Genomic DNA, 25,159 nt, shown 5'->3' with positions numbered 1-25,159 from the left:
CAAAAAGGAGCCTAAACGGGCTCCTTTTGCGTTTTGATCGGCGAACTCTAATTCACCCTTTGCTTATATTTCCCCGAGCTTTCGATGCTGACCCGAATATCGATGGTCTTGATGGAGTCCGCGTCCAAGAGATACGGGCTGGCGCGATGAAACTCATGCCACTTTTTCGGATTTTTGCGATAAAGCTTTTCATCAAGCATGAAGACGTCGGCTTTTTTCTCCAATCCCTTTTTGAAGCTCATTTTGATTTCGTCCCGGATGGCATCGCCTGCCATTTCCTCCATCTTTTTATGCGGCGTGTCTTTGATCAGCTCATCGATATACGCATCGACGGAGACCCGGATGTTGAATCGGGCTTTGCCGTTTTCGATGACGGGTTTCACATACAGATGGGGTTTTTGGAGAACGATCGCTGCGACGGGAGGACCTTTATCCGGGATGTTCATGGGGGAGCGGACCAATTGCCGTTGAATCCATCTTGTTCCCTTGAGATCATCCTCGCTGAGATGGCCCCGGAATTCCTTGTTTTGAAAAAAATACGCCCCGTTGATCCGGAACATCGAACGCTTATCCTGATCCTCGTACCAGCCGGTCCGGTCAAGCGTGAGGCACGGGATCATGGCAAGTCCGCTCGGCTCGTTCATTTGCGCGATGATTTTGTAGCCGTATTCGGGGAGGATAAACGACCTTTGCGAATAGATCTGGTACGGTAAATCCATAAGGGTGTCCAGAGGCGAAAAATTCAGGATGGACTTTTGGATCAGGATCTCGTGCAGCGGTTCGTTCGTGCCGTACATCAAAATGTTGTATCGCACCTCGCGATAGCGGTTCAGCATGTCGTAGATTTCCTTCATTCCATGTTTCATGGCATTTTCGGACAGGACCAGCGCCTTCAAATGCCCCCAAAAAACCCTGATCTGCGAAGTGGCGTACATGGTCGTGAGCGATTCGGTCAACGTTTTTCCTTCGCCGACTCCAACCCAGATCGGGACCGGTTTTCCCACTTCCCCGGTATCGGATTTGGCGATATTGGTAAAATTCAGCATCTGCGCGTAACTTTTGAAGCGGCCGTTTTCATAATCGACGCCAAGAGCCGTAACGTAAGCCATATTCTGGATGTCCTTGGAATTCCAGCAGCCGGAAACGAGCATCAGGATGAGAAGCGATAAGGCGATTTTTTTTGCGTTCCTCATTGCGGGTTCTCCCCAAAATGATCCGAATCCATGGTGCCGAGCGACGTCGGCTTTTTACGCATCAGCTTCCAAGGCCCCCGCAAAATGGCGAGGAAAAAATCCTTCGCGTGAAAAGGCGATACGGGCGTCAAGTAAGGAACGCCGAAGGACCGGAGTCTTGACGCATAGGCCAGCAAAAGAATCAAGCCGAGGATCATCCCGTACATGCCCAGAATGGACGAAGCAAAAAACAGCCCGAATCGGATCACGCTCACGGCGGTGCTTAGCGTCTGATTGACGAGCGTGGCGCTTGCAACCGCAGTGATGGCTCCGACGACGACCGAGGAAGGAGAGACGAGCCCCGCGCGGATGGCAGCATCGCCGATAATCAAGCCGCCGATGACCGTTAAGGTCTGCCCGATGGTGCTTGGAAGCCTGATTCCCGCCTCGCGGAAGATTTCAAGAAGGATCAGCATCAGGAAAAGCTCCATTTGGGCGGATAAAGGAAGCCCCAATCTTGCGGTCGAAATGGTAGCCATGAGCCGGAAAGGGATCTGGTCCTGATGGAAAGCGGCCAAAGCTACCCAGAAGGAGGGCAGGCCGATGGAGATGAGCAGGCTGAGGATCCGGATGAGCCGCGCAAAAGAAACATAAATATAGTTGAAATGAACGTCCTCCGGAGACTTCATCTGCAGCGACAAGGTGCCTGGCCCAATCAACGCCATGGGAATGCCGTCAATAATGATGACGAAACGGCCGTTGATCAGGCTGGCAACCGCGTAATCCGGCCGGCCGGTAAAATCAAGCAGGGGGAAGAGGGCATATCTGGAGTCGGACAACAGCTCCTCCAGCTGATTGATCGAATAGATCGCATCGATATCGATCCGGTCCAGGCGTTGCCTGACTTCCGTCAGGATACTCTTTGAGATGATGTCGTCGAAGTACATTAAAGCAATCCTTGTTCTGGACCTGCGTCCCAAAATCAGATTTTCGCAGCAAAGGGACTTGCTGCGGATGCGCTTGCGGATCAAGGCGATATTGGTGACAAAATCCTCGGTAAAACCGTCTTTCGGCCCTTTGATCGAGATTTCGACGTTGGACTCTTCGGGTGTTCGTTTGGGAGCGTTGCAAATATCCAAAGAATACATTTGATTGGTGAGCGGGATCAAAATGACAAGACCCCCTTGGAATACGATATCCTCGATTTGCTGTTCGGTGATGGGCTCCTTCATTTCGTCCAGCGCCAATTTGGAATACAGGTCGCCGTTTTGCTGCAGGAAAAAGCCGGATTCCCGGTACATGTCCTGGAGCTCGGGAAGTACGACCAGGCTGATTTGCGCGGAGTCCGCGAGTCCGCTTGCGTATATGAGCACGACGTCGGACGAAGCGGAGTTTTTTTCCAAACGGTACGTTCGGATGACGACATCGAAGCTCTTGGAAAAGACGGATCGGATTTTTGGCAGCGTCCATACCGCGTTTTCGTTTGGTGATTCGGACGGGGTCACGATGCTTCCTCCTTTCTTTTCGCCGGCAAAAACGTTATAGCGGTCCAGATGACGGATAGTAACAGGTTTACGCAAAGCGAGATCGGAAAGTAATATCGATACAAACCTTGATAGAACGCGTCTTGGCTGACAGGAAACATGGCAAACAGGACATAACTGAAGGAGACGGCGAGCAGAAAGCGGTTCGCCATCACCCTGCTTTTAAATGGGAGTATTTCGACAAGGAGATATTGGGCAAGCGCAATCCGCATGAATGCGCCGGCCAGCCATTGATAAACCGATAAAAAGTCGACATGCTCCACATATTTCCCGATTTTTACGAGCCTCCACTGTTCATAGGGGGATTCCATTTGCTTTGCGGCCTCCTGCGGCCCAAACTCCGATATGGCGCCGAGGATAGGGCCGAGGGTGATGTAGGAGATGATCAGGCCGTAGACGGCCATGTGCCATGGTTTGACCCGGTTTGTGATCCGGTGCTGCATGGACAAAATAACGAAGATTTCCACAAAACCCCCGCCAACATATATCATTCCATTCACCGGCGGCATTATTCCGTGCTCCAGAATCGGGGCGAGCAAATTGAAATTTTTTTCCATTACATTGGAAATCGACACGAAAAAGCCGAGTATGACGACGATGGGTAGCAATATACCCGCGCTGACGGCGATCGAACGGATGCCCAGCTTGGCCATATAGAAACATACGAACATCAAGGTGCCGACCAAAACGATTTTGGGCGTCGCCGGCAAATAGTTGCTGATCGTCCAGCCGGAAGTATGATAAAGGGTAACGCCGCCGATCAGGTACAAATGAATAATCAATGGAGCAACCAAAATCCAGGACAGGACGGGAGTTGTTTTTTCCGCCAGCCACGGCTGAATTTTCTGCTGGCCGGTCCGTTTCATGAAAACGGCAAGCATCAGGGTCCAAGGCACCAGCAGCACGGTCGCGAAAATAACGGAAAGCCACGCGTCCCTGCCAGCCGCATCGAGCACGAGCGGATTGATGATGACATGGCTCGTCAGGCCGTTCATTAGCATAAGGGACATCAAAATTGGCACGATATGCACGGATGCTGATTTTTTCATTTGAGGCTTGTTCCCTCTTCCTGAATGGAATCGTTGATTATCGTATTTTGGCTAAAATCACTCCTGAATATTCCATATTTTGAAACAAGCGGATGACATGAGGCTTCCACACCCAAAAAAGCGGGCTTATCCTCCAAAAATTCCAACTATTTAAAGTGATAATTTCATTATATGAAAAATTCACAATAACAAAACAAGCTTGCGCCTAGTTACTATACCGAACGTCTGCCACGCCCCACGGACTTTGACCGAGAAAAAGAGGACAAAAAAAGCAGCGCGTGAAGCGCTGCTTGGCCGTTTGGATTACTCCTTGTTCAGCAGTTCCGCGCCGGCGATGCCCGGATTCGTCATCTGATAAGGATCCAGAATGATATTCAGTTCTTCCTCGGTCAACACATTATAAAGGAGGCACAATTCGCGGACCGGTTTGCCGGTCAGGATCGCTTCGCGGGCAATGCGCGAAACGACCTCGTATCCGAGATGCGGGTTCAGCGCAGTGATGATGCCGACGCTGTTTTCGACGTATTCGCGGCAGCGTTCCACGTTGGCCTGGATGCCTTCGATGCAATGCTCGCGGAATACGCGGAAGCCGTTGTTCATGATCTCAAGGGATTGGAGCAGGTTATATACCAGCACCGGTTCCATCACGTTCAGTTCCAGTTGTCCGGCTTCGGAGGCGAGGCAGATCGTATGGTCGTTGCCGATGACCTGGAAGGCGATTTGGTTGATGACTTCGCACATGACCGGATTGACCTTGCCCGGCATGATGGAAGAACCCGGCTGCCTTGCCGGGAGCGACAGTTCGCCAAGTCCGGCTCTCGGTCCGGAGGCCATCAAGCGGATATCGTTCGCGACCTTGGACATGTTCATCATGCAAATTTTCAGCGCGGCCGAAACTTCGGTGTACGCGTCGGTGTTTTGGGTGGCGTCAACCAGATGGTCCGCCGGCTCGATCGGGAAACCGCTCAGCTCGGCGAGCACTTTGGCGACATATTCGATGTAGCGGACGTCGGCATTCAGGCCCGTACCGACGGCGGTTGCGCCCATATTGATGTGGAGCAGGTTTTTCTTGGTCGCCGCCAGGCGGTCGATGTCCCGCCCAAGCACGCGCGCGTATGCCTGGAATTCTTGCCCCAGACGGATCGGAACGGCATCCTGCAGATGGGTTCGTCCCATTTTGATGACGGAGTCGAATTCTTCGGCTTTGCGTTCGAAGGCCTGCTTCAATTCCTGCATCGTTTTCAGCAGCTTCTCGATCATCGTCAGGGTAGCCAAATGCACCGCCGTCGGGAAGGAATCGTTGGTCGACTGGGCCATGTTGACGTGGTTGTTCGGGCTGATGTCGGCGTAGCTGCCTTTTTCTTTGCCGATCAGCTCAAGCGCGCGGTTGGCGATGACTTCGTTCGTGTTCATATTAATAGACGTGCCTGCTCCGCCTTGGATCGGATCGACGATAAAATGATCGAACCATTTCCCGCCGATGATCTCGTCTGCCGCTTTGACGATGGCTTCGCCTTTGGACGGGAGCAGCCGTTTAATCTCCATGTTTGCGATCGCGGCCCCTTTTTTGACCATGGCCATCGCCCGGATCAGCTCCGGATGAATCCGCTGGCCTGTGATCGGGAAGTTTTCTGCCGCACGCATCGTTTGAATGCCGTAGTATGCGTCTTCGGGAACTTCTTTGGTGCCGAGAAAGTCTTTTTCTAGTCTCATGAATACATTCCTCCGAGTTTGGTAACTGGATATTAGAGTCAGATGAGAACGCTTTATTTTATCGGACCCGCTATCATTATACGGTTTAAATGCAGGAACTGCCAGTCCTATGTCATTAAGGAATGAAAAAAAGGCGGAAATGTCCGCCATGAACGCACAACTGTATATTCGGACGCGTTGGAGACCAGGGGAACGGGGAAAGCGGACATGAAAAAAGCCCGCCGTGCAGCGGGCTTTCGGTGCAACTTTTGACCTTAAATCGAATTCGGAACTTTGACGTCGGGATTCACGTCGGCATCATAATCCACGCCTTCGGTTTCAAACCCGAACAGCTGGAAAAATTCCTTGCGGTATCCTTCCAGGTCCGTCAGATCATAAATATTGTCGCTTGTGACTTGATCCCAAATGTTCACCACTTCGGCCTGCACGTCCTCGCGCAGCTCCCAATCGTCGATGCGGATGCGTCCGGCTTCGTCGACCTGCGGCTCTCCTCCGGCATACAGGCGATCCTTGAACAGGCGATAGGTTTGCTCGATGCAGCCTTCATGGATGCCCTTTTCCTTCATGATTTTGTACAGGGAGGAAATGTACAGCGGAACGATCGGAATCGCGGAGCTGGATTGCGTCACGAGGCCTTTGCTCACTACGACGTAAGCCCGTCCGCCGTTCGTTTTGAGCTGATCGTTTAGCTTCAGGGCCGTCGCCTCCAGATGGTCCTTGGCCCGACCGATCGAACCGTCGCGATAGACGGCTTTCGTGATCTCGGAGCCGATGTAGGAGAACGAAATGGTCGTTACGTCTTCGCTCAACACTTCCGCGGCGCGAAGCGCCTCGATCCATGCTTCCCAGTCGTCGCCGCCCATGACGGCTACCGTTTCTTGGATTTCCTTTTCGGTTGCCGGTTCAATCGTGATGTCCGTCACTTCGCCCGTATGGAAATTGACGGTTTTATTCGAGAATGGCTTGCCGATCGGCTTGAGCACGGAGTTGAACGTTTCTCCCGTTTCCGGGTCCGTCTTGCGGGCGGAAGCCACGCTATAAATGACGAGGTCGACCTTGCCGATTTTTTCCTTGATGAGCTCAATCGTTTTATCCTTCGTTTCTTTGGCGAAAGCGTCGCCGGTTACGCTGTATGACTTCAAGCCTGCGTCCTGGGCTGCTTGCTCGAAGGCGGCGGAATTATACCAGCCTGCAGAAGCGGTGCGTTTTTCGGAGCCGCTGCTCGGACGATAGACGCCGACCGTGTTCGCTTGCGCGCCGAAAGCCGCCGTAATCCGGGCCGCCAGGCCGTAGCCCGTGGACGCGCCGATGACCAGCACGTTTTTCGGCCCTTCGATCGCAGGTTTCGACTGGACGTAATCGATTTGTTTTTGAACCTGTGCCGCGCAGCCTGCCGGATGTGAAGTGGTGCAGATGAATCCGCGTGTTCTCGGTTTAATGATCATGTTAGGCTTTTCCTCTCTTCCAAATGAAAATACAACGAATGTTGAGACGTTTTGGACATACTCCATCCTATTGTATCAATTTTTGAGGAAACGACCAACCAGGATCGCAAGCAAAAGGGAATTAATTAACGTTTAGCAAAATATATTTGACGATGATAATCATTATCAACTAAAATAGGAAAGAAGGTTCAACCGGTTATTGCAGCATACATATGCAGGTTTTGCGGAAATCACCGATATCTAATCTTAGGAGGCGGCTTATATGTTCATTCAGGTTCGGAGAATCACGGTCAAGGCGGGAAACGCCGATCAGGTCGTGGCCCGGTTCAGCAAGGAAAGCCCGATCGACGCCATGGAAGGGTTGATCGATAAAACGGTTATGACGACCAAAATCAGCAGGGAAGAGGAGGAAGTCGCCGTCATGATCCGTTGGCGTTCCCGCGACGATTGGAAAAACTGGGAGAAAAGCGACGCGCATCTTCAGGGGCACCGCGAGAAAAAAGGGCAGGAACCCCCGGAATACGTCATCAGCACGAAGGTCAACATGTACGAGGTCCAAAGCATAACCCAAGGAAAAGCCTCCCAGAGCGTATAGATCATGGCATAAAAAACATTTCGAACAACGCCGTTTTTATGTTGCGGAAAGACTTAATGAAAAAACAGCCGACCGGGATTCGATTCCAGGGCGGCTGTTTTCGCTTTAACGTTGCCTTGTTATGAACGGATTGGACCATTTTCATAGTGTTTAGATATGGGAAGACGCTTCAGGCACGATCGTTATCGTTTCAGGATGACGCCGTTGTCATGAGGCTGCATCGCCCTCGCCCGACTTTTTCCGCCCGTACATGCGGTACAGCACAATTCCGAACAGCATGCCGATGAAGGACATGCAAGATATCGTCAAATACATCGTGCGGCCGCCGAAAGCCTGGTATAACGCGCCGCCCGCAAAGGACGACAAAATGCCGGAGACCCCAAAGAACAACAGCGCCAGCACGGTTTGTCCGGTGGCTCTCCATTCCACGGGCACGATGTTGTACAAATACTGGATCGCAGCCGTGTAGAATACCGGAAACGTCAGCAGCTGCAAAAGCTGGATGTAGGCGAGCCAGTTCGGGTCCTCGATCCAGGCCGAAATAAAAAACCGCAAAAAGTAAAACGCTCCGGCAAAAGAGATGATGGCAAGCTCCTTGTTTTTGCGAAGCCACCAAAAGCTCAGGGAAAACACGAGAATTTCGCTGCCGGCGGCCAGAAACCATGCAAGGCCGAGCAAATCCGGCTTCCCGCCCAGATCCTTGATATACAGGCCCAAAAAGGTATCGTTCATTCGGGCCGGAATCGAGCTGATAAACACGAGGATCAGGAACAGCAGCGTTTCCTTGTTGCTCAAAAAGTTTTTCAGGCTTTTCATGGTCACGGGTTTCCCGGAGACGGGCGCATCCGGCATGAGATAGGTCACGACCAGACTGATTGCGCCAAGTCCGGCGAACGTATACCCCAGGCTGCGGGAGCCGAACTGGGTCATCAAGTACCCGGCCGCCAACGACATGACCGCATACCCGAGCGCGCCGTATGTCCGCAAGGACCCGTAGCTGATCCCCGCCGATTCCGCCACGCGGAAATTGAGGCTTTCCGTTAACGGATCGACTGGCATCAGGAAAAAGTAGGTCAGCATGACGAACAGCAAAATCAAGGCATAGCGGTCGGTGCTATATAACAGGAATCCCGTCGCCGTCGAACAAAGCACCAAAATCAGGAGAACCTTGCGGATGGTCCGCGTCCGGTCGCTGATCATGCCCCAAAGCGGCTGCGCAATGAGCGTAATGAACCCGCCGATGCCGATGATCGAGCCGATTTGCGTCTCGTTTAACCCCTGCTCGCTGAAATAGAGGGGCAAAAACGGAATAAACATCGATAACAGCGCAAAGAAAAGAAAATTGAACGATTTAACCGTAAACGAAGATCTCATGTTTTTCTGTCCTTTTCCACAAAATGAAGTTTTTTCTGCAACCGATCGTCGAACGAATCGGCAGTTCTGCTATTTTAACACAAGTGGCGGACATGGGGCAGACCAAATTGCGCATGTTTTTTATACGGCAGGTGTCGCGGGAAAGTCCCACGTCATTTTCCTTTTATGGTACACTATCAAATGATGTCGATAGATTGATAGCCATAAGGAGAACGACGATGAAACTGGTATCTTGGAATGTGAACGGCCTGCGGGCCTGCGTCAATAAAGGATTCAACGATTATTTTGCGGCAAGCGACGCCGATTTGTTTTGCGTGCAGGAAACGAAGCTCCAGGAAGGGCAGATCTGCCTGGATTACGGCGAGGAATATGGGCAGTACTGGAACTATGCCGAGAAAAAGGGGTATTCCGGAACCGCGGTGTTTTCGAAATTAAAACCATTGTCCGTCTATTACGGCATGGAAGAAAACGCGGAAGCGGAAGGGCGTCTCGTCACGCTCGAGTTCGATCATTTTTATCTGGTCAACGTATATACGCCAAATGCCAGAAGGGACCTGTCGCGGCTGCCGCTGCGCCTGGAATGGGAGGAGCGTTTCCGCAGCTACGTGTCGGCGTTGGATGCCAAGAAGCCGGTCATCATCTGCGGCGACCTGAACGTTGCCCATCAGGAGATCGATCTGAAAAATTGGAAGTCGAACATGGGCAATTCGGGATTTACGGACGAAGAACGCGGCAAAATGACCGAACTGCTGGCGGCCGGCTTTGTGGACAGCTTCCGGCATTTTTATCCTGACCGGGATGACGCCTTTACGTGGTGGTCTTTTATGCCGAAGGTCAGGGAGCGGAATATCGGCTGGCGGATCGATTATTTCCTCGTATCGGACAGGCTTGTCCCGGCGTTGACGGATGCGCGGATCGACGCGGAAGTAACGGGCAGCGATCACTGCCCGATCATTCTGGAGCTTGACGAGGCAAAACTGGCCAAAATCGGTTCCGAAAGCCAAACGGACTAGACCCGGAACAGGCGAAAATAGGATGGAAAAACAGGCAGTCTGCCGCGTATGCGGCGGGACTGCTTTTTGGTTTAGGGGGAGACGTGAGCCGGGCAATGGTAAAAAAACGCTTGACATAATCATCCTGACCCCTTACTTTTGTTGTACATACAAAATTGATTTGATGATGCCGATCCGATCAAGGAAGGATGAACGATCATGCCGAATGAACCCAACAATAAAACAGAGCCATCCTCTGAACAAGACGGAACGTTTTTGCATACCTGCATGTACTTCACCACCAACCGGTTAAGCCGGGCGATTACGCGCCTTGCCGACGAGGCGTTTGCGATGACGGGGCTGGCCCCGGCCTACGGTTATCTGGTTCGGCTGGTTATCGCCAATCCGGGCATTACCCAAAAGGAGCTTTCCGAGAAGCTGTACATCACGCCCTCCACACTGACGCGTTTCATCGATAAGCTCGAGGGGAAACAGCTCGTGGAGCGTCAGGTTCAGGGGAAAACCGTGCTGGTGTATCCGACCGTAAAAGGGACGGCCATGAAGGAAACGCTCCACGAAGCTTCCAAAAAGCTGAAAGCCGCCTACGAGGCGAAACTCGGCAAGGAGCTGGCCGATGCGCTGACCCGGATGCAGGAGTCCGCAAGCGAGCTGTTGGAGCAATAACGCAAGAGCTTGATCCTGTTGAACCGAAGCGCAAATTTCGTCCTTCTGGCGGAAAACTTCGCTGCGCTTGGTCGTTATTGTTTTGTATGTACAAACAAAATACAAATATAGAGGGTGAACCATACGATGAGCATGAGGGACGAACAAGTTCAAATCAGGCCTAAATCGCGTTTTTATTATGGTTGGATTATCGTTTTGCTTACCTTTGCCACGCTGCTCGTGTCGGCGGGCATTCGTTCGCTGCCCAGCGTTCTGATCGTTCCGTTCCAGGAAGATTTCGGCTGGAGCCGCGCCAGCATTTCGAGCGTCATTTCGGTCGGCATCTTTCTTTACGGCTTGGTCGGCCCGTTTTCGGCGGCGCTGCTTCTGAAATTCGGCTTCCGCAAAGTGATCGTCGCTTCCCTTGCCGTGTTGGGGCTGAGCCTGGCCGTGACGCCGTGGATCCGTTCCTTGTGGCAATTCGAACTGCTCTGGGGCATCGTCTCGGGGCTGGCGACAGGGATGATGGCGAACGTGCTCGGCGTGACCGTCAGCAATCAGTGGTTCGCGAAGCGCAAAGGACTTGTCGTCGGGCTGCTGACGGCCAACGCCGCGACCGGCCAGCTTCTTTTTTTGCCGCTGTATGCCAAACTGACGTCCGATTTCGGCTGGAAATACGCCGTTTATATCGCCGTCATCAGCATCGTCCTTGTGCTTGCGGCCGTTGCGATCTGGATGCGCAACCACCCGCATGACGTCGGCGCGGCGCCGTACGGTTCCGACGAAATGGTCAAACCGACGCCTTTCGAAGGGAATATATTTCTGGCTCCGCTGCAAAACTTGCGGCAGGCGTTAAGCAGCGCCACCTTTTGGCTGCTGGCCGGGACCTTCTTTTTTTGCGGTTTGTCCACGAACGGCCTCATCGGCACCCACCTTATCGCGGCTTGCGGGGATCACGGCATCATGGAGGTGGCGGCCGCCGGGCTGCTTGCGATGATGGGGGTATTCGATTTGTTCGGCACGACGATTTCCGGCTGGTTGTCGGATCGTTTCGACAGCCGCAAGCTGCTGTTCGTATATTACGGGTTCCGCGGCTTGTCCTTGCTGTTTCTGCCCTATGCGCTGAGCAGCGCTTCCCCGTACATGCTTGTCGCTTTCTCCGTGTTTTACGGCCTGGACTGGATCGCCACTGTACCGCCTACCGCCAAGCTGGCGGGAGAAGCGTTCGGGAAGGAGAAATCCGGCATGATTTTCGGGTGGATCGTCGTCGCCCACCAAATCGGCGCTTCGGCGGCGGCTTACGGCGCAGGCGCGCTGCGCGACTGGCTAGGCAGCTATTCGCAGGCTTTCGTGGTCGCCGGCTTCCTATGCTTTATCGCATCGGTGATGGCGATGCAAATCCGCAAAAGCCGGGCAGGGAGAGCCGGCGCGGCGATCTAACGCCAACAACCACCCTTCGGCACGCGGCCGGAGGGTGGTTGTTTTTTTTAACGTTTCTTCAGCTATTTAATGGGAGGGCGTGCCGGGTTACACCCAGACCCCGTTCCGGAATACCGGCTCGGTCGTCCCGTCCGGCAGCACGCCGTCGATTTCTAGCTTTTCGGAGCCGACCATGAAATCGACGTGCGTCAGGCTGACGTTGGCGCCCCGGGCAAGCAGTTCCTCCTTGCTCAGCTTCGTGCCGCCTTCGATGTTCACGGGATAGGAGCTGCCGAGAGCGAAATGGCAGGAGGCGTTTTCGTCGATCCCGGTGTTGAAGAAGACCCGCTTCATCTTCGAAATCGGCGAGTCGTTCGGCACGAGGGCCATTTCGCCGAGGTAGGACGCGCCTTCATCCGTTTCGAACAGCGACGTCAAATGCTCGCGGCCGGAAACCGCGTCGTATTCCACGACTTTGCCGTCCTTGAACGTCAGCTTGATGCCTTCGACCAGGCGGCCGTTCAGGTTTAGCGGAAGGGTGCTTGAGACGGTGCCGTTAACGCCGGTCCGATGCGGCATCGTATAAATTTCCTCCGTCGGCATGTTGGCGACGAAATAATGGCCGGCCTCGTTGTAATCGCCTCCGCCCAGCCACAGGTAGCCTTCGGGCATCTCGACGCGCAGATCCGTCCCCGGCGCGCGGTAATGCAGCGCTTTGTACCGCTTGTTGTTCATGTACTCCTGTTTTTCCTTCAGCGTCCGGATATGGTCCTTCCAGGCGGCGATCGGATCGTTGTCTTCGGTGACGCGGTTCATTTGGAACACGGCTTCCCACATGGCGGGCACGCGCTTTTCCTCCGGAAGGTCGGCGAACACTTTGTCCGCCCAGGCCTTCGTCGGGGCTTTGATCAGCGACCAGGTTACTTTATTGCTGCGTACATAAGCCTGATATTTCTCGCGGGCGACGGCGGCGGCTTTGACGGCCGTGGCTACCTTGGAGCCGTCGATGCCTCGGAACAGCTCGGGGTCGGGAACTTTGATATGTAATACGGCTCCGCCGCCTTCGGCAAGCTGCTCCATCATGTCGGCCGTCCATTTCGGATAATAGCCGAACGAATCGTCCGGAGCTTTTTCATAACGGATGCGCGTTGTTTTTTCGTCGTCCCAATCCACCTGCACGTATTTGGCGCCGGCTTCGTAAGCTTTGGATACGACATGGCGGGCAAACTCGGCCGTCTCCAGAGGGGCCTGCACGAGCAGCACCTGGCCGGGCTGAATGTTCACCCCTACTTTAATGACCAGTTCCGCGTATTTTTCCAGCATGCGATTGAAGTCTTTCATGGCGATTTGTCCTCCGGTTCGTTGAAAATCTCATTCCTTGGAATGATTCGGTGAAGATGCAATCCCTATTATAACCCGAAAATCGGCCATTCGCTTTGGTTTCGCCAAAAGCGTCTCCCCATTGGTGTATAATGGAAGCGGGAAGACCCCAAGCAATGCCACTTCAATAATAAGGGAGAGTGGATGTATGCAGAAAACGGTAACGCCGCTGCCAAGAAAAAGCCCGGAGGAACTCGGGATATCCCCGCAAAAGGTGATCGGATTCCTCGATGGCTTAAAGGAACGGGGACTTGAAATTCACAGCCTGATGATTCTCCGGCACGGCCATGTGGCCGCCGAGGGCTGGTGGGCTCCTTATGCGCCGGAGCTTCCGCACATGCTGTTTTCGCTCAGCAAAAGCTTTACTTCGACGGCCATCGGCATGGCGGTTCAGGAGGGCATCCTAACGCTTGACGATCCGGTCGTCTCGTTTTTTCCGGAAGATTTGCCTGCCGAAGTATCGGAACATCTTGCAGCCATGCAAATCCGTCATCTGCTGATGATGGGGACGGGCCACGACAAGGACACGATGGATGCGCTCCATCAGGCGGAGGACGGCAACTGGGTTAAAGCGTTTCTTGCGCTGCCGGTTCCGCATGAACCGGGCACTCATTTCCTGTACAACACCGGCGCGACTTATATGCTTTCCGCGATTCTGCAGAAGGCCTCGGGACAGCGCTTGCTGGATTATTTGCAAAGCCGGCTGTTCGAGCCGCTGGGCATCCTGAGCCCCACCTGGCAAACCTGTCCGCGCGGCATACATACCGGGGGCTTCGGCTTGAACGTAACCACCGAAGATATCGCGAAGTTCGGGCAGATGTACTTGCAAAAAGGAGTGTGGCAAGGAAAAAGGCTCATCGAAGAAGCTTGGATCGAGGAGGCCACAGGCAAGCGGATTTCCAACGGGGACGGCGGAGACAGCGACTGGGCGCAGGGTTACGGGTACCAATTCTGGCGCTGCCGCCATGGCGTTTACCGCGGAGACGGGGCTTTCGGGCAATTCTGCATCGTCATGCCGGAGCAGGATGGGGTGATCGCGATCACGGCCGGAACGGGGGACCTTCAAGGCGTCCTGCAATGCGTATGGGACCATCTGCTCGAAGCATTTTTGCCGGAACCGGCGGAGGCTGTCGAACGGTCTTCCGAGCTGAAGGAAAGACTCGCGAAGCTGAGCCTGGACCTTCCCCGGTTCGAACCCCGTTCGCAGCTGGAGGCCCAAATCGGGGGCAGAAGATACGATCTGGAGGAAAACGGATTGTCGCTGCAAGGCTTCCGCATCGATTTTGACGAAGACTCCGCCTGCCTGACGCTCATAAAAGAAGAAGGCGACGAAACGCTCTCATTGGGCCGCCATGAGTGGAGCTTCGGACAAACCTCGGTATTCGGGGGAGCGGACACCCGCATGGCATCGAGTTTTACGTGGAGATCGCCGGATGAGCTTTTGTTGACGATCCGGGGCATCGAAACCCCGTTCTGCATCACGATGGGGGTGCGGTTCACCGAAGAGGCCCTTGAGATCCGCCACAGGTTCAATGTGTCGTTTGGCGGGGACGAGGAGCATCCGATCCGAGGAAAAGCCGCCCGATAAAAAGGATCATCGCCCGCCGGTATCCTTGATGGCTGCCGTCCGGGCTTTTTTGTTTTTGATCCCGGCTTGTTGGGTAAAGCATAGATAAGCTTGACCATGAAACATGGACAAGCGGTTTTCCGTCAAACGGATCAGGAGGTGGAATTTCTGCCATGTACTTGAAACCCATGAAATATAGTCTGGTTTCGTTCGTCGCGCTGTTGGCGTTCGGGCTGCCGCTCGCCGCGTGCGGAGGGCAACCGGAGGCGGAGGGACAGGACCGTCCCGCTGCCGAACAGCCCCAAACCCCCATGGAAAAACCGGAGGAGCAGCACCATAATCACCAAAAACATCAGGAATCTCAAAAACCCCAAAATTCTCAAGATTCCGCGCAAGAAGAAAAGCCGTCCGTTAAACAGGGGAAAGGCAGCTTGACCGGACTCGCGGATTCGCACACGGTTGAAATCATCGTGGACGGCAAACCGATGGCTTTCCAATTCGATGAAACATTGAAACCGGACGTGGAAGCGATGAAGCCGGATCAGCAGGTGGAATTCAAATACGAGGAAAAAGCGATCGAAGGGGATGCATCCCTGAAACAGCTCGTGTTGACCGAAATTGCGAAAGCGGGCTCCGCCAAGTGAAACGCGGGGATGACGGAGGGGCAGCAAACTTGGCCGTGAGGAGGGGCTTTTTGTCCCTCCGCCGTCCGGCCGGGAGAACGGATCCGGGGGTTAGATTTTTTTACCAATCCGTTTCAAAAATGATATTAATTGTTTATAATGGTTCATACATAAGAAGTCATTATTCGTTGTCCAGAAGAGTGACGGCAAAAACGGCAGTACCATAAGCTAACGGTGGGAGGCTGAAGCGATTGAAAAAAATGCGCATGGCGTTTACGTGTTTATTGCTTGTCGTTCTCATGATTAGCGGGTGTTCAAGCGGATCTTCTTCCAACGAAAATGTGAAAACGCTTACTTTGTGGTACTGGAACCGAAGCATCGACGACAACCTGATTCAATCGGTCCAGAAGCAGTTTCCCGGAATCCGCATCAATGCCCAAAAGATCGGCGGCGATTTCAAATCCAAATTGAAAACGACGCTGGCTGCGGGCTCCGGCGGACCGGACATCGTAGCCTTTAACGACTGGGTGACGGAGCTGTTCCCGAGCGCCGACCGTTTCTACGATTTGTACGATCTTGGCGCGGGAGACATCGAGCAGGATTACCTCGACTGGAAATGGAAGCTGGGCGTAACGCCGGAAGGAAAAATGATCGCGCTGCCGATGGATACCGGACCTACCGCCTTGTTTTACCGGGCGGACTTGTTCGAGCAGGCCGGGCTTCCGAGCGATCCGGAAGAGGTCCATAAGCTGATGGGGACCTGGGACGACTATTTCGCCGCAGGCCAAAAGCTGCAGGAAGCGTTAGGCGGCAAGGTCAAGCTCACGGACAACATCGGCAACATATACACCCAAGTGAACGCCCAGTCGGACAAAATCTATTTTGACAAAAACGAAAATTTTATAGGGGAAGATCCTTCTTCTTCCATGAAAAAAGCGTGGGATCTCGCCGTCAAGGCCTCCCAAATGGGGCTGTTGGCCAATGCGAGCACGTTTTCCTCCGAGTGGAACGCCGCGGCGAACAACGGAAAAATCGCGTCCTTCGTCGGCGCGGTCTGGTGCAAGGAAATTCTGATGCAGGCGGCGCCCGACACTTCAGGGAAGTGGCGCGTTGCAAGGGCGCCGGGCGGGGACGGCAACAACGGCGGATCGTTCCTGGCGATCATGAAAACGAGCAAACATCCGCAGGAAGCGTTCGACGTCATCAAGTGGCTGCAAAATCCGGAAAACCAGGTAACCAGCTTTAAAGAAATCAATCTGTTCCCGTCCGCGAAAAAGGCGCTCGATTCCGACGTCATGAAGCAAAAAGAAGCGTTTTTCGGCGGCCAGGTCACGGGCGAAATCTTTTCGGAGTCTGCCCGCAACGTAAAACCGGCCTATTACGGCACGAAATATGCCAATTTGAACGGCATCGTCGGCCGGGAGCTGTCATCGGTCGCCATTCAAGGCAAAAATCCGGAAAAGGCTTGGGAAGACGCGCTCTCCAGGGTCAAAAAGGAGCTGCTGCGGTAAAACGGTTAGACCATCATCGACAATGGAGGTTGATTCTTATGGGAGCACCCTTGCAGAAGCGAACTCATTTCGATCCGGGCAGTTCCGTGCCGCCGGCGGGGCGAAAGGCGGGATTGGCGTCCGAAATCTGGAAGCACCGGAAAGAGTACCTTGCGATATCTCCGTTTTATATTTTGTTTGCCGTTTTCGGCCTGTTCCCGATCCTGTTTTCGATGTATCTTTCCTTCCAGAAATGGGACGGCATCGGCGAAATGACCTTTAACGGCCTGAACAACTATCAGTTCATGGTCACCGATCCGGAATTTTGGAAAGCGGTGGGCAACACGCTGCTGATCTGGATCTATTCCACGATTCCGATGCTGTTTTTCGCGCTGATCGTCGCTTTTTTGCTGAACGCGTCTTTCGTCAAATTCCGGACCTTCTTCCGGATCGGCTATTTCCTTCCGAACGTCACTTCGCTCGTCGCCGTAGCCATCGTGTTCAGCACGCTGTTTTCCAACAACTACGGTTTGCTGAACTATTTGCTCTCGCTGCTGGGCATTTCGCCCGTCGAATGGCTGAACAAAACCTGGGGCATCCAGCTGGCCGTCTCCGTCATGGTCATCTGGCGCTGGGTCGGCTACAACGCGATCATTTACCTTGCCGGGCTGCAAAGCATTCCAACCGTATTGTACGAAGCGGCCAAAATCGACGGCGCCACGGGCGTTCAGGCTTTTTTCCGCATCACGATCCCGAATTTGCGGCCGATCATTTTGTTTACGGTCATCACGTCGACGATCGGCGGCATGCAGATTTTCACCGAATCCCAGGTGCTGGTCGGCAATGACGGCGGCGTCAGCGGAGGCGGTTTGACCATCGTCCTCTATCTGTACCGCGAAGCTTTCGTGAACAACTATTTTGGTTACGGCTCGGCCGTCGGCTGGGGCATGTTCATCCTGATCGCTTTGTTTTCGATCTTCAATTGGCGGGTCGTTCAGGGCGGCGGCGCCAAAGACGAATAAACGGGGGTGCATCGAATGGCTATCCGAAAATCGATCCTGCTTTATTTCGGTCTGATCGTTGGACTGATCCTATCCGTCTTTCCGTTTTACTGGCTGGTGGTCATGGCTACGCGCACGACCGCGGAGATTTACAGCTTCCCGCCCAAGTTCTGGTTCGGAACCCACCTGATCGACAACATTTCCCGGGTGCTGCAAAACATCGATTTTTTCGGGGCGTTCCTGAACACGTTGTTTGTGGCCTCCTGCAGCACCGTGCTCGTGTTGTTCTTCGATTCGCTGGCAGGCTACACGTTTGCGAAATTCAAGTTTCCGGGCAAAAAATGGCTGTTCGTTCTGCTCCTGGCAACGATGATGGCCCCGGCGCAGCTTTCGCTCGTGCCGTCCTTCGTCATCATGGCCAAATTCGGCTGGGTCGGCACCTTCAAGGCGCTGATTATTCCGGGCATGGCGAACGCGTTCGGCATTTTCTGGATTCGGCAGTATGCCGAGGAATCCGTGCCCTCCGAGCTCCTGGACGCGGGGCGGATCGACGGCTGCGGCTTTTTCCGGCTTTATTGGAACGTGGCGCTGCCGATTTTGCGGCCGGCCCTGTCCTTTTTGGGGGCGTTTACGTTCATCGGCGCGTGGAACGATTACCTGTGGCCGCTCATCATTTTGAACGACGAAAGCAAATTTACGCTGCAGGTGGCCTTGTCTTCGCTTAACGGCATCTACACCACGGACTACTCGATGGTCATCGCCGGAACGCTGCTCGCGGTCGTGCCGCTCATCATCTTGTTCCTGTTCGTCAGCAAGCAGTTCATTTCGGACATCGCCGCGGGCGCGATCAAGAGCTGAAGGTTGGATCGTGTTTGGGCCGCATTTGCGGGCGGCCGTTCCGGACGCTGACTGGGACGATGCTGGACCGCGGCTTTGTCGAAACGTATTTGAAGGAAATGGAAGCCGGAATCGATTATTGCGAAGGCAGGCGGTACTAAAATCCGGTCCCGGATTCTATGATTTCATGGAAGAAAAGCATGTCTATTTTGGCGTCGTAAAGTTTCCCTTGCGTCTCATCCTGCTTGATGGGGAACAAGCAACTGGAGCGGATGAAGGGGATGAACCGGATGATCACGCGGCGGGCCTTCCGCCTCTCTGATTCAATATGAAGAAGGCCAATTTTATTGCATCGAGCAAAAAGAAATGTTAGCCGCATGAAAACGCCGCAAAATAAATGCGTACCCGACCATCATCGTGTTAAAGGAAACGGCGGATTATCAAAGGTTTAAGAAGCATTATGGAAACGTGTTGTTTTTTTATCGATCATGCGTGATTTGGCGATATTTTCAAAAAAAGGGCCGTCCAGCAATGGACGGCACCTCTGTTTACAGGGCATATCAATACGTTTATTTCTTCTGAACGGTAATCGTCCAGGACGCATCATCGATTTGTTCGAAGTTCGTGACGGAGTGGCCGGCTTCGGCAGCCCAGCGCGGAATGGCTTCCGTCGCCTGGGTGCAGTCAAAATCGATCACCAGCTCATCGCCGCTGTCCAGCGCTTCGATGGCCTGCTTGGCTTCAATTAGCGGGAACGGGCATACCATTCCGAGGACTTCCAGCTTTTGTTGTTTCATGATCTGATCCTCCCTTATGTCGTTGATGTGCGCAGCGCCGCACTCGGATTCGCTTTGGTTTTGGCACGCGGACGGACATAGACGAAGTATGACGCCGTCCAGGTACCCAGAATCATAAAGGCAAGGGAAACCCAGCCCTGCCAGGTCATCATCGCGGTCATCACCAGCCCGTTGCCGATCGAGCAGCCGCCGGCCCAGCTGGCGCCAAAGCCCATGAGAATGCCGCCGATGAAGCTGGAGACTGCCGTTTTGGCGTCCGGAGCTCTGAAACGGAATTCGCGGCTGCCTTTCGCTGCGATAAAAGATCCCACGAAAATGCCGAGCACGAGAAACATGCCCCAGTTTACGAATTTATCGCTGTCCCCCGTAACGAGATACTGCAAAAGATTCGCGGAAGGCGTGGTAATGCCCAGTCCGGACATCCGGCCCGTCGCTTCGCTGAGCGGCCAAGCCAGAAGCGCGATCAATCCGACCAAGACGGCCGTGAAAAACGGATGCCACCGCTTTTCGAACAACAGGTGGTTCAGACCGGAACGTTTTGCTTTCATGGCCGGAATGGCCACCTTCGGTTTGCGCAGCTGGCGGATGGCCAAAAATGCCGTAAGGATCGCAAGAGTAGCAATGAATGGCCATACGGAAAGACCGAACGTTTCCGGAATCGAATTGACCGGTGCGTCCAATTTCTTGATTTCGTTGTTGACCGGGGCCAGCGCACCGGTCTTCATGGTCGCGCTCATGGCCATATATCCAAAAAGGGCGATCCAGCTGCCGATCAGACCTTCGCCGGCCCGGTACCATGTTCCCGTCGCACAGCCGCCGGCAAGGATAATGCCGATCCCGAATATAAAAGAGCCGAGGATCGTGGCAACCCATGGAAATGCGCCTGCGCTGAATTCGATCAGACCCGCCTGAATGAGGGCAAAGACGCCGATGCTTTGAATCGAGATGGCGATCAGCAGGGCGTAGAACATGCGGTTATCTTTGGTCATTTACCGGCGAATTTCATGACCCATATCAACAGCCTCGTATGCGAAGGGGTGTTCGAAAAATATCCGCAGCTCAAATTCGTAGCGATCGAAGGCGGCATAGGCTGGCTGCCCCATTTGATGTGGCGCATGGACAAAAACTACAAAGCGCTGCGCGATACCGCGCCGTGGCTCAAGCGGCTGCCTTCGGAGTATATCGTGGAGCATGTGCGGCTCACGACGCAGCCGATCGAGGAACCGCGGATGCCGGAGCATCTGCTGCAAATCTTCCAGATGATGCATGCCGAACAGATCGCCATGTTTTCGTCCGACTACCCGCATTGGGACTTCGACAATCCGAAGGTCGTGTTCCGGGGCCTTCCCCAGAATCTCAAAGAGCGTATTCTCGGTTATAACGCCGCGGAGTTGTACGGCATTCCGGTCCCGGCGGAGCATAAGGGGGCGGATCCCGCATGAGAGTAAAAGTGGCGGAGCCGGATGCGCTCCCTAGCGGGGGCAAGCTGATCGTAAACGTGAAAGGGATGGAAATCGGCTTGTTTCGGATCGGAGACGGCTACTATGCGTGGCTTAACGTTTGCCCGCATGCGGCGGCGCCGGTCTGCGCGGGTCCGATTCGGGGAACCCGTCTCCCTTCCGGCGTATACGATTACCGTTACGGGATGGAGGAACAAGTGCTGCGCTGCCCGTGGCACGGCTGGGAGTTCGACCTGAAAAGCGGCCGCCACCTGGCGGCCGGCAGCGATGCCAAACTGCGGGGTTATCCGGTGGAAACCGACGATTCCGGAGTGTACATTGTGTTGGGCGACCGGAAAAAAAGCTAGGTTCGCGGCTGCGCCTGCCCCATCAACCCGCAAAGGTTCTGATAAAGGGGACGATGCAGACGAAGTTGTGATGGCAGGCAAAACGGCTAAGGGGATGTCCCTGAAGCCGTTTTTTTGTTTTTAGCCGGTACGCATCCGCTGCCAGGAGCCGCAGTTAAGTTTTCTTTAAGCTGGCCGTGCTACCATCATGTTCATTCAAGGGAAGGGAGAAGAGAAGGCATGAACAAGGTGGCTAGGAATGTATTGATCATCTGCGGCTGCGTCGTCGTGATCGGAGCGGGAGGGACTTATGCTGTCCAGAAAAGCGCGGCCACGCCGAAGACGGAAACGGCGACGATTACATACGAAGTCAAGAAAGGGGATCTTTCCAAGACGGTGACCTCTTCGGGCAATGTGGAAGCCTCGGATTCGGTCAATCTGGCCTTCAGCGGAAAATCCAAAGTGACCAAAGTGCACGTGAGCCCCGGCGATAAGGTGTCAAAGGGCCAGCTGCTTGCCGAGATGGATGCCACGGCGCTGCAAAACGCGCTGCTGTCCGCGCAGGCGAATTACGAAAGCGCGGCCGCCAAGCTGAAAAGCCTGCAGGAAGGAACGGACGCGGATACGATCGCGAACCAGAAATACGAGGTTTCCAAAGCCAAGGCGGATTGGGAAAATGCGCAGAGCGAGCTGGCGGAGGCCAAAAAGCAAGCCGATCCGACGTATATCCAGCAGCAGCTGGACAAGGCAAAAAAGACGGTGGAGATTGCCCAGGCGAAGCTGGATCTGGCGAAACAGGGAACGGATCAGTCGCAGGTCCTGTTCGCCCAAGTGGCGCTGGAGAACGCCCAAAACGCGTACAAGCAGGCGGCTTCGCGGCAAAGCGGAGCGGATGCTTCCCAGTCGTCGGTAAAAACGGCGGAGAGCAAAGTCGAAAGCGCCAAACGGGCCTACGATCAGGCCGTGCAGCAGTTGAACAACCTGCAAAAAGGGCCGGAGGAAAGCGAGCTGGCCATGGCCAAAGCGAGCGTGGCGCAGGCGGAGGCGAACGTAAACGACGCTAAGGCGAATCTGACGGGCGCCAAAATTTTCGCTCCGTTTAACGGAGTCGTGTCCGCGGTCAATATCAAAGCGGGCGAGTATCCTTCCGGGGATGCGGCTGCGGCGATTTCGATGTTTTCGACCGAAGGCAATTACAAAATTTCGGCATCCATCGACGATACCGACATAACCGACGTAAAAGTCGGGCAAGAGGTTCGAATTACGTTCGACGCGTTGACGGGCGTGGCGTTAAAGGGGAAGGTCACGAACAAGGCCGTTCTAGGCGAAGTCCAAAGCAGCGGGCTGGTCACGTTCCCGGTAACCGTCGAAATCACCCCGGGCCAGGACAACGCCGATAAGCTTATTCCCGGTCTCAGCGCTACGGTGGCGATCGTTACCGACGGGAAAAAGGACGTGCTGACCGTTCCGGATGCGGCGATCAAGTCGTTCGGCGGCAAAAAAATCGTCATGGTTGAAACGAACGGCAAAACGGAACAAAAGGAAATCACGACCGGGCTGGACGACGGCGCAAGCTCGGAGGTCATCTCCGGCCTCTCGGAAGGCGACAAGGTAACGATGACGATGACGACGTCTTCCTCTGCCAAAACCAACGCTTCGATGATGCAAGGCGGGTTCGGCGGTTTTGGCGGGTTCGGCGGCGAAACGGGCGGGGGAAGGCAGCCTTTTCAGCCGTCGGGCCGGAGCGGAGGCTCGCGTTCAGCCGGTTCCGGCGGAGGTGGCGGCCAATGATCACGTTTGAGCATGTCGAGAAAATCTACGCCTCCGGCGAGATGAAAGTCCATGCGTTAAAAGGCGTGTCGCTGCAGATCAAGCCGCGCGAATTCGTGTCCATCATGGGCCCGTCGGGGTCGGGGAAATCCACGATGATGAATGTTATCGGCTGTTTGGACAAACCGAGCTCCGGCACGTATACGTTGGACGGCGTCGATATCGGTTCGGCTTCGGCCAAGCAGCTGGCGGCGGTCCGCAATCAAAAAATCGGCTTCGTTTTTCAAAATTTCAACCTGCTCAAGCGGACCTCGGCGGTCGAAAACGTGGAACTGCCGCTGTTGTACGCCGGGAAAAACAAAAAGGAGCGGCGCGAACGGGCGGAATATTGTCTGGAGCTGGTGGGCCTGAAGGACCGGATGCACCATAAGCCGAACGAGCTGTCCGGCGGGCAGCAGCAGCGGGTTGCCATCGCCCGGGCGTTGGCGAACGAACCTGCCATTATTTTGGCCGACGAACCGACGGGCAATCTGGATACGGCATCCTCCGAGGAGATCATGGACATATTCAAGCGGTTGAACGACGGCGGCAACACGATCGTCCTCGTAACGCACGAGCCGGAAATCGCGGCGCATACGAAACGAATCATCTGGTTCCGGGACGGGCGAATCGAATCCGACCGGCTGAACGTGGAGCGTGTGTCCGGATGAAAATGGGAGAATTGTTCAAGCTTTCTTTTCGAAGTTTGCAAAGCAACCTGCTCCGTTCCTTTTTGACGATGCTCGGCATCATGATCGGGGTTGCGACCGTCATCGCCATGATTTCGATCGGGCAGGGGACCAACGAACAGGTGGCGAGCCAAATCCAAAGCTTGGGCTCCAACCTGATCACGATAACCGCCTCCTCGGCCGGATCATCCGGCAGCGGGGGATCGGGGAGCGGCATGCTGAAGCTGACGGACGCCGACCCGCTCTCCCGAATCGATACCGTCCGGTACGTAGCGCCAGTCACGCAGGCAAACGCTCAGTTCAAAAACGGAAAAAATGTTACGTCAACCAGCGTGACCGGAACGACCCCGAGCTACGCGGACATCAAATCCTGGGAAACGGATATCGGCCGCTTTTTTACGGAGGATGAAGTTACGGATAAAGCCAAGGTGGTCGTTTTGGGGGCCACGACGGCCGAAAACCTGTTCGGGAAGGCGGGGTTTGACGCGATCGGCAGCATCGTCAACATCAACAACGTCCCGTTTCGCGTCATCGGCGTGCTGAAAGCGAAAGGTTCGTCCGGCTCCCTGGACCAGGACGATACGGCCATCGCGCCGATTTCGACCGTGCAGTCCCGCTTGATGTCCGGCAGTTCCAGAAACGGCCTTCGTCATATTCTGGTGGAAGCCAAATCTCCGGATGCGATGCAAAGCACGATCGCGCTGATCGAATACACGATGCGCCAGAGCCATAAGCTGGGAAGCGCGGAAGATGACTTCAAGGTTCAGAGCCAGGAAGACGTCTTGTCCTCGGCCGAAAGCGTGACGAAAACGCTGACGCTGTTTCTGGGCGGCATCGCGGCCATCTCGCTGCTTGTCGGCGGGATCGGCATCATGAACATCATGCTGGTGTCCGTTACGGAGCGTACCCGGGAGATCGGAACCCGCAAAGCGATCGGGGCGCGGGAAGGCGCGATTTTGTCCCAGTTTCTCGTCGAATCCGTCACGCTTGCCGTTCTCGGCGGCATCGCCGGCGTTTTGCTCGGCTTCGGCGGTTCCAAGCTGGTCGGCCATTTCATGAGCATCCAAACCGCGGTATCGCTGAACTCCGTGCTGCTGGCGGTCATTTTTTCGGGCTGCATCGGCATGGTCTTCGGGGTGTTCCCGGCAAGAAAAGCGGCCAGGCTGGACCCGATCGAAGCGCTGAGATACGAATGAATACGGAAAAAGAGCCCG

The 25,159-nt window shown here is 54.6% G+C and carries 24 protein-coding genes; 15 read left to right on the top strand and 9 right to left on the bottom strand.

Annotated elements, in window-relative coordinates:
- Positions 1-47 precede the first annotated feature (47 nt).
- From KI367_RS03965 to fabV, 5 genes are all read right to left on the bottom strand, one after another.
- Positions 48-1,193: a Ger(x)C family spore germination protein gene (locus KI367_RS03965; protein WP_212947727.1), complete on the bottom strand. Its 1,146-nt coding sequence runs from the start codon at positions 1,191-1,193 to the stop codon at positions 48-50.
- Entirely contained in the window at positions 1,190-2,677 is a 1,488-nt protein-coding gene (locus KI367_RS03960) for a spore germination protein (protein ID WP_212947725.1), read from the bottom strand. The genes KI367_RS03965 and KI367_RS03960 overlap by 4 nt, the downstream gene beginning before the upstream one ends.
- Complete coding sequence (locus tag KI367_RS03955; RefSeq protein WP_212947723.1) at positions 2,674-3,765, bottom strand: endospore germination permease; 1,092 nt, start codon at positions 3,763-3,765, stop codon at positions 2,674-2,676. The genes KI367_RS03960 and KI367_RS03955 overlap by 4 nt, the downstream gene beginning before the upstream one ends.
- A 303-nt stretch (positions 3,766-4,068) precedes the next feature.
- Positions 4,069-5,478, bottom strand: a complete 1,410-nt coding sequence (gene aspA / locus KI367_RS03950; RefSeq protein ID WP_212947722.1) for an aspartate ammonia-lyase — start codon at positions 5,476-5,478, stop codon at positions 4,069-4,071.
- A gap of 254 nt (positions 5,479-5,732) precedes the next feature.
- Complete coding sequence (fabV, locus tag KI367_RS03945; RefSeq protein WP_212947720.1) at positions 5,733-6,923, bottom strand: enoyl-ACP reductase FabV; 1,191 nt, start codon at positions 6,921-6,923, stop codon at positions 5,733-5,735.
- 262 nt (positions 6,924-7,185) lie between these two features.
- Here fabV and KI367_RS03940 point away from each other — a divergent pair, with 262 nt between their 5' ends.
- Complete coding sequence (locus KI367_RS03940) at positions 7,186-7,518, top strand: antibiotic biosynthesis monooxygenase (RefSeq protein ID WP_036714704.1); 333 nt, start codon at positions 7,186-7,188, stop codon at positions 7,516-7,518.
- 207 nt (positions 7,519-7,725) lie between these two features.
- On the opposite strand, the gene KI367_RS03935 is transcribed toward KI367_RS03940, so the two are convergent.
- Positions 7,726-8,892: an MFS transporter gene (locus KI367_RS03935; RefSeq protein WP_036714706.1), complete on the bottom strand. Its 1,167-nt coding sequence runs from the start codon at positions 8,890-8,892 to the stop codon at positions 7,726-7,728.
- Positions 8,893-9,110: 218 nt separating this feature from the next.
- On the opposite strand from KI367_RS03935, the gene KI367_RS03930 reads away from it, so the two are divergent.
- The 3 genes from KI367_RS03930 (at position 9,111) to KI367_RS03920 (ending at position 11,987) form a co-directional block, all read left to right on the top strand.
- On the top strand, positions 9,111-9,905 hold the full coding sequence (locus KI367_RS03930) for an exodeoxyribonuclease III (protein WP_212947718.1): 795 nt from the start codon (positions 9,111-9,113) through the stop codon (positions 9,903-9,905).
- Between the two features lie 198 nt (positions 9,906-10,103).
- Positions 10,104-10,568, top strand: coding sequence for a MarR family winged helix-turn-helix transcriptional regulator (locus tag KI367_RS03925; RefSeq protein ID WP_052147345.1), 465 nt, complete (start codon positions 10,104-10,106; stop codon positions 10,566-10,568).
- A gap of 126 nt (positions 10,569-10,694) precedes the next feature.
- Entirely contained in the window at positions 10,695-11,987 is a 1,293-nt protein-coding gene (locus KI367_RS03920) for an MFS transporter (protein WP_246536580.1), read from the top strand.
- Between the two features lie 87 nt (positions 11,988-12,074).
- Here the strand turns inward: KI367_RS03920 and KI367_RS03915 are convergent, their stop codons facing one another.
- Positions 12,075-13,307, bottom strand: coding sequence for an aminopeptidase (locus tag KI367_RS03915; RefSeq protein ID WP_036714710.1), 1,233 nt, complete (start codon positions 13,305-13,307; stop codon positions 12,075-12,077).
- Between the two features lie 187 nt (positions 13,308-13,494).
- On the opposite strand from KI367_RS03915, the gene KI367_RS03910 reads away from it, so the two are divergent.
- From KI367_RS03910 to KI367_RS27435, 6 genes are all read left to right on the top strand, one after another.
- Positions 13,495-14,934 carry a serine hydrolase domain-containing protein gene (locus KI367_RS03910; RefSeq protein ID WP_212947715.1) on the top strand — a complete coding sequence of 480 codons (1,440 nt, stop codon included), beginning with the start codon at positions 13,495-13,497 and terminating at the stop codon, positions 14,932-14,934.
- Positions 14,935-15,086: 152 nt separating this feature from the next.
- Complete coding sequence (locus KI367_RS03905) at positions 15,087-15,557, top strand: LytA/YqiH family protein (RefSeq protein WP_212947713.1); 471 nt, start codon at positions 15,087-15,089, stop codon at positions 15,555-15,557.
- 239 nt (positions 15,558-15,796) lie between these two features.
- Positions 15,797-17,047 (top strand): ABC transporter substrate-binding protein, encoded by a 1,251-nt coding sequence (locus KI367_RS03900; RefSeq protein ID WP_212947952.1) that lies wholly within the window; start codon positions 15,797-15,799, stop codon positions 17,045-17,047.
- 38 nt (positions 17,048-17,085) lie between these two features.
- Positions 17,086-18,048, top strand: coding sequence for a carbohydrate ABC transporter permease (locus KI367_RS03895; RefSeq protein ID WP_373316196.1), 963 nt, complete (start codon positions 17,086-17,088; stop codon positions 18,046-18,048).
- Positions 18,049-18,063: 15 nt separating this feature from the next.
- A complete protein-coding gene (locus tag KI367_RS03890; protein ID WP_036714714.1) occupies positions 18,064-18,885 on the top strand; it encodes a carbohydrate ABC transporter permease in 822 nt (273 codons plus the stop codon).
- 14 nt (positions 18,886-18,899) lie between these two features.
- Positions 18,900-19,025, top strand: coding sequence for a hypothetical protein (locus tag KI367_RS27435; protein ID WP_281422484.1), 126 nt, complete (start codon positions 18,900-18,902; stop codon positions 19,023-19,025).
- 408 nt (positions 19,026-19,433) lie between these two features.
- Here the strand turns inward: KI367_RS27435 and KI367_RS03885 are convergent, their stop codons facing one another.
- Both KI367_RS03885 and KI367_RS03880 read right to left on the bottom strand, forming a co-directional pair.
- The gene (locus tag KI367_RS03885; protein WP_036714716.1) at positions 19,434-19,661 is read right to left on the bottom strand and encodes a sulfurtransferase TusA family protein; all 228 of its coding nucleotides are present in this window, start codon (positions 19,659-19,661) and stop codon (positions 19,434-19,436) included.
- Between the two features lie 14 nt (positions 19,662-19,675).
- The gene (locus KI367_RS03880; RefSeq protein WP_036714719.1) at positions 19,676-20,650 is read right to left on the bottom strand and encodes a YeeE/YedE family protein; all 975 of its coding nucleotides are present in this window, start codon (positions 20,648-20,650) and stop codon (positions 19,676-19,678) included.
- Between the two features lie 15 nt (positions 20,651-20,665).
- Here KI367_RS03880 and KI367_RS03875 point away from each other — a divergent pair, with 15 nt between their 5' ends.
- The 5 genes from KI367_RS03875 to KI367_RS03855 all read left to right on the top strand — a co-directional run bounded on the left by KI367_RS03875 (position 20,666) and on the right by KI367_RS03855 (position 25,141).
- The gene (locus KI367_RS03875; protein WP_212947711.1) at positions 20,666-21,103 is read left to right on the top strand and encodes an amidohydrolase family protein; all 438 of its coding nucleotides are present in this window, start codon (positions 20,666-20,668) and stop codon (positions 21,101-21,103) included.
- Entirely contained in the window at positions 21,100-21,468 is a 369-nt protein-coding gene (locus KI367_RS03870; protein WP_212947710.1) for a Rieske (2Fe-2S) protein, read from the top strand. Before KI367_RS03875 ends, KI367_RS03870 begins: the two co-directional genes overlap by 4 nt.
- Positions 21,469-21,687: 219 nt before the next feature.
- A complete protein-coding gene (locus tag KI367_RS03865; RefSeq protein WP_081992747.1) occupies positions 21,688-23,238 on the top strand; it encodes an efflux RND transporter periplasmic adaptor subunit in 1,551 nt (516 codons plus the stop codon).
- A complete protein-coding gene (locus KI367_RS03860; RefSeq protein WP_212947707.1) occupies positions 23,235-23,927 on the top strand; it encodes an ABC transporter ATP-binding protein in 693 nt (230 codons plus the stop codon). Before KI367_RS03865 ends, KI367_RS03860 begins: the two co-directional genes overlap by 4 nt.
- Positions 23,924-25,141, top strand: coding sequence for an ABC transporter permease (locus KI367_RS03855; protein WP_036714726.1), 1,218 nt, complete (start codon positions 23,924-23,926; stop codon positions 25,139-25,141). Before KI367_RS03860 ends, KI367_RS03855 begins: the two co-directional genes overlap by 4 nt.
- Positions 25,142-25,159 lie beyond the last annotated feature (18 nt).

Source organism: Paenibacillus cookii (assembly GCF_018333375.1).
Classification (GTDB): domain Bacteria; phylum Bacillota; class Bacilli; order Paenibacillales; family Paenibacillaceae; genus Paenibacillus_AQ; species Paenibacillus_AQ cookii.
The sequence above is the reverse complement of the archived record's forward strand: the minus strand, read 5'-3'. Positions and strand labels throughout refer to the sequence as shown.

Coding starts and splice junctions, on each gene's coding strand:
- KI367_RS03940 (WP_036714704.1), top strand. CDS start 7,186: ATGTTCATTCAGGTTCGGAGAATCACGGTCAAGGCGGGAAACGCCGAT.
- KI367_RS03885 (WP_036714716.1), bottom strand. CDS start 19,661: ATGAAACAACAAAAGCTGGAAGTCCTCGGAATGGTATGCCCGTTCCCG.
- KI367_RS03865 (WP_081992747.1), top strand. CDS start 21,688: ATGAACAAGGTGGCTAGGAATGTATTGATCATCTGCGGCTGCGTCGTC.
- KI367_RS03955 (WP_212947723.1), bottom strand. CDS start 3,765: ATGAAAAAATCAGCATCCGTGCATATCGTGCCAATTTTGATGTCCCTT.
- KI367_RS03900 (WP_212947952.1), top strand. CDS start 15,797: ATGCGCATGGCGTTTACGTGTTTATTGCTTGTCGTTCTCATGATTAGC.
- KI367_RS03965 (WP_212947727.1), bottom strand. CDS start 1,193: ATGAGGAACGCAAAAAAAATCGCCTTATCGCTTCTCATCCTGATGCTC.
- KI367_RS03935 (WP_036714706.1), bottom strand. CDS start 8,892: ATGAGATCTTCGTTTACGGTTAAATCGTTCAATTTTCTTTTCTTTGCG.
- KI367_RS03880 (WP_036714719.1), bottom strand. CDS start 20,650: ATGACCAAAGATAACCGCATGTTCTACGCCCTGCTGATCGCCATCTCG.
- KI367_RS03895 (WP_373316196.1), top strand. CDS start 17,086: ATGGGAGCACCCTTGCAGAAGCGAACTCATTTCGATCCGGGCAGTTCC.
- KI367_RS03915 (WP_036714710.1), bottom strand. CDS start 13,307: ATGAAAGACTTCAATCGCATGCTGGAAAAATACGCGGAACTGGTCATT.
- KI367_RS03925 (WP_052147345.1), top strand. CDS start 10,104: ATGCCGAATGAACCCAACAATAAAACAGAGCCATCCTCTGAACAAGAC.
- KI367_RS03860 (WP_212947707.1), top strand. CDS start 23,235: ATGATCACGTTTGAGCATGTCGAGAAAATCTACGCCTCCGGCGAGATG.
- aspA (WP_212947722.1), bottom strand. CDS start 5,478: ATGAGACTAGAAAAAGACTTTCTCGGCACCAAAGAAGTTCCCGAAGAC.
- KI367_RS03870 (WP_212947710.1), top strand. CDS start 21,100: ATGAGAGTAAAAGTGGCGGAGCCGGATGCGCTCCCTAGCGGGGGCAAG.
- KI367_RS03920 (WP_246536580.1), top strand. CDS start 10,695: ATGAGCATGAGGGACGAACAAGTTCAAATCAGGCCTAAATCGCGTTTT.
- KI367_RS03855 (WP_036714726.1), top strand. CDS start 23,924: ATGAAAATGGGAGAATTGTTCAAGCTTTCTTTTCGAAGTTTGCAAAGC.
- KI367_RS03930 (WP_212947718.1), top strand. CDS start 9,111: ATGAAACTGGTATCTTGGAATGTGAACGGCCTGCGGGCCTGCGTCAAT.
- KI367_RS03875 (WP_212947711.1), top strand. CDS start 20,666: ATGACCCATATCAACAGCCTCGTATGCGAAGGGGTGTTCGAAAAATAT.
- KI367_RS03910 (WP_212947715.1), top strand. CDS start 13,495: ATGCAGAAAACGGTAACGCCGCTGCCAAGAAAAAGCCCGGAGGAACTC.
- fabV (WP_212947720.1), bottom strand. CDS start 6,923: ATGATCATTAAACCGAGAACACGCGGATTCATCTGCACCACTTCACAT.
- KI367_RS03890 (WP_036714714.1), top strand. CDS start 18,064: ATGGCTATCCGAAAATCGATCCTGCTTTATTTCGGTCTGATCGTTGGA.
- KI367_RS03905 (WP_212947713.1), top strand. CDS start 15,087: ATGTACTTGAAACCCATGAAATATAGTCTGGTTTCGTTCGTCGCGCTG.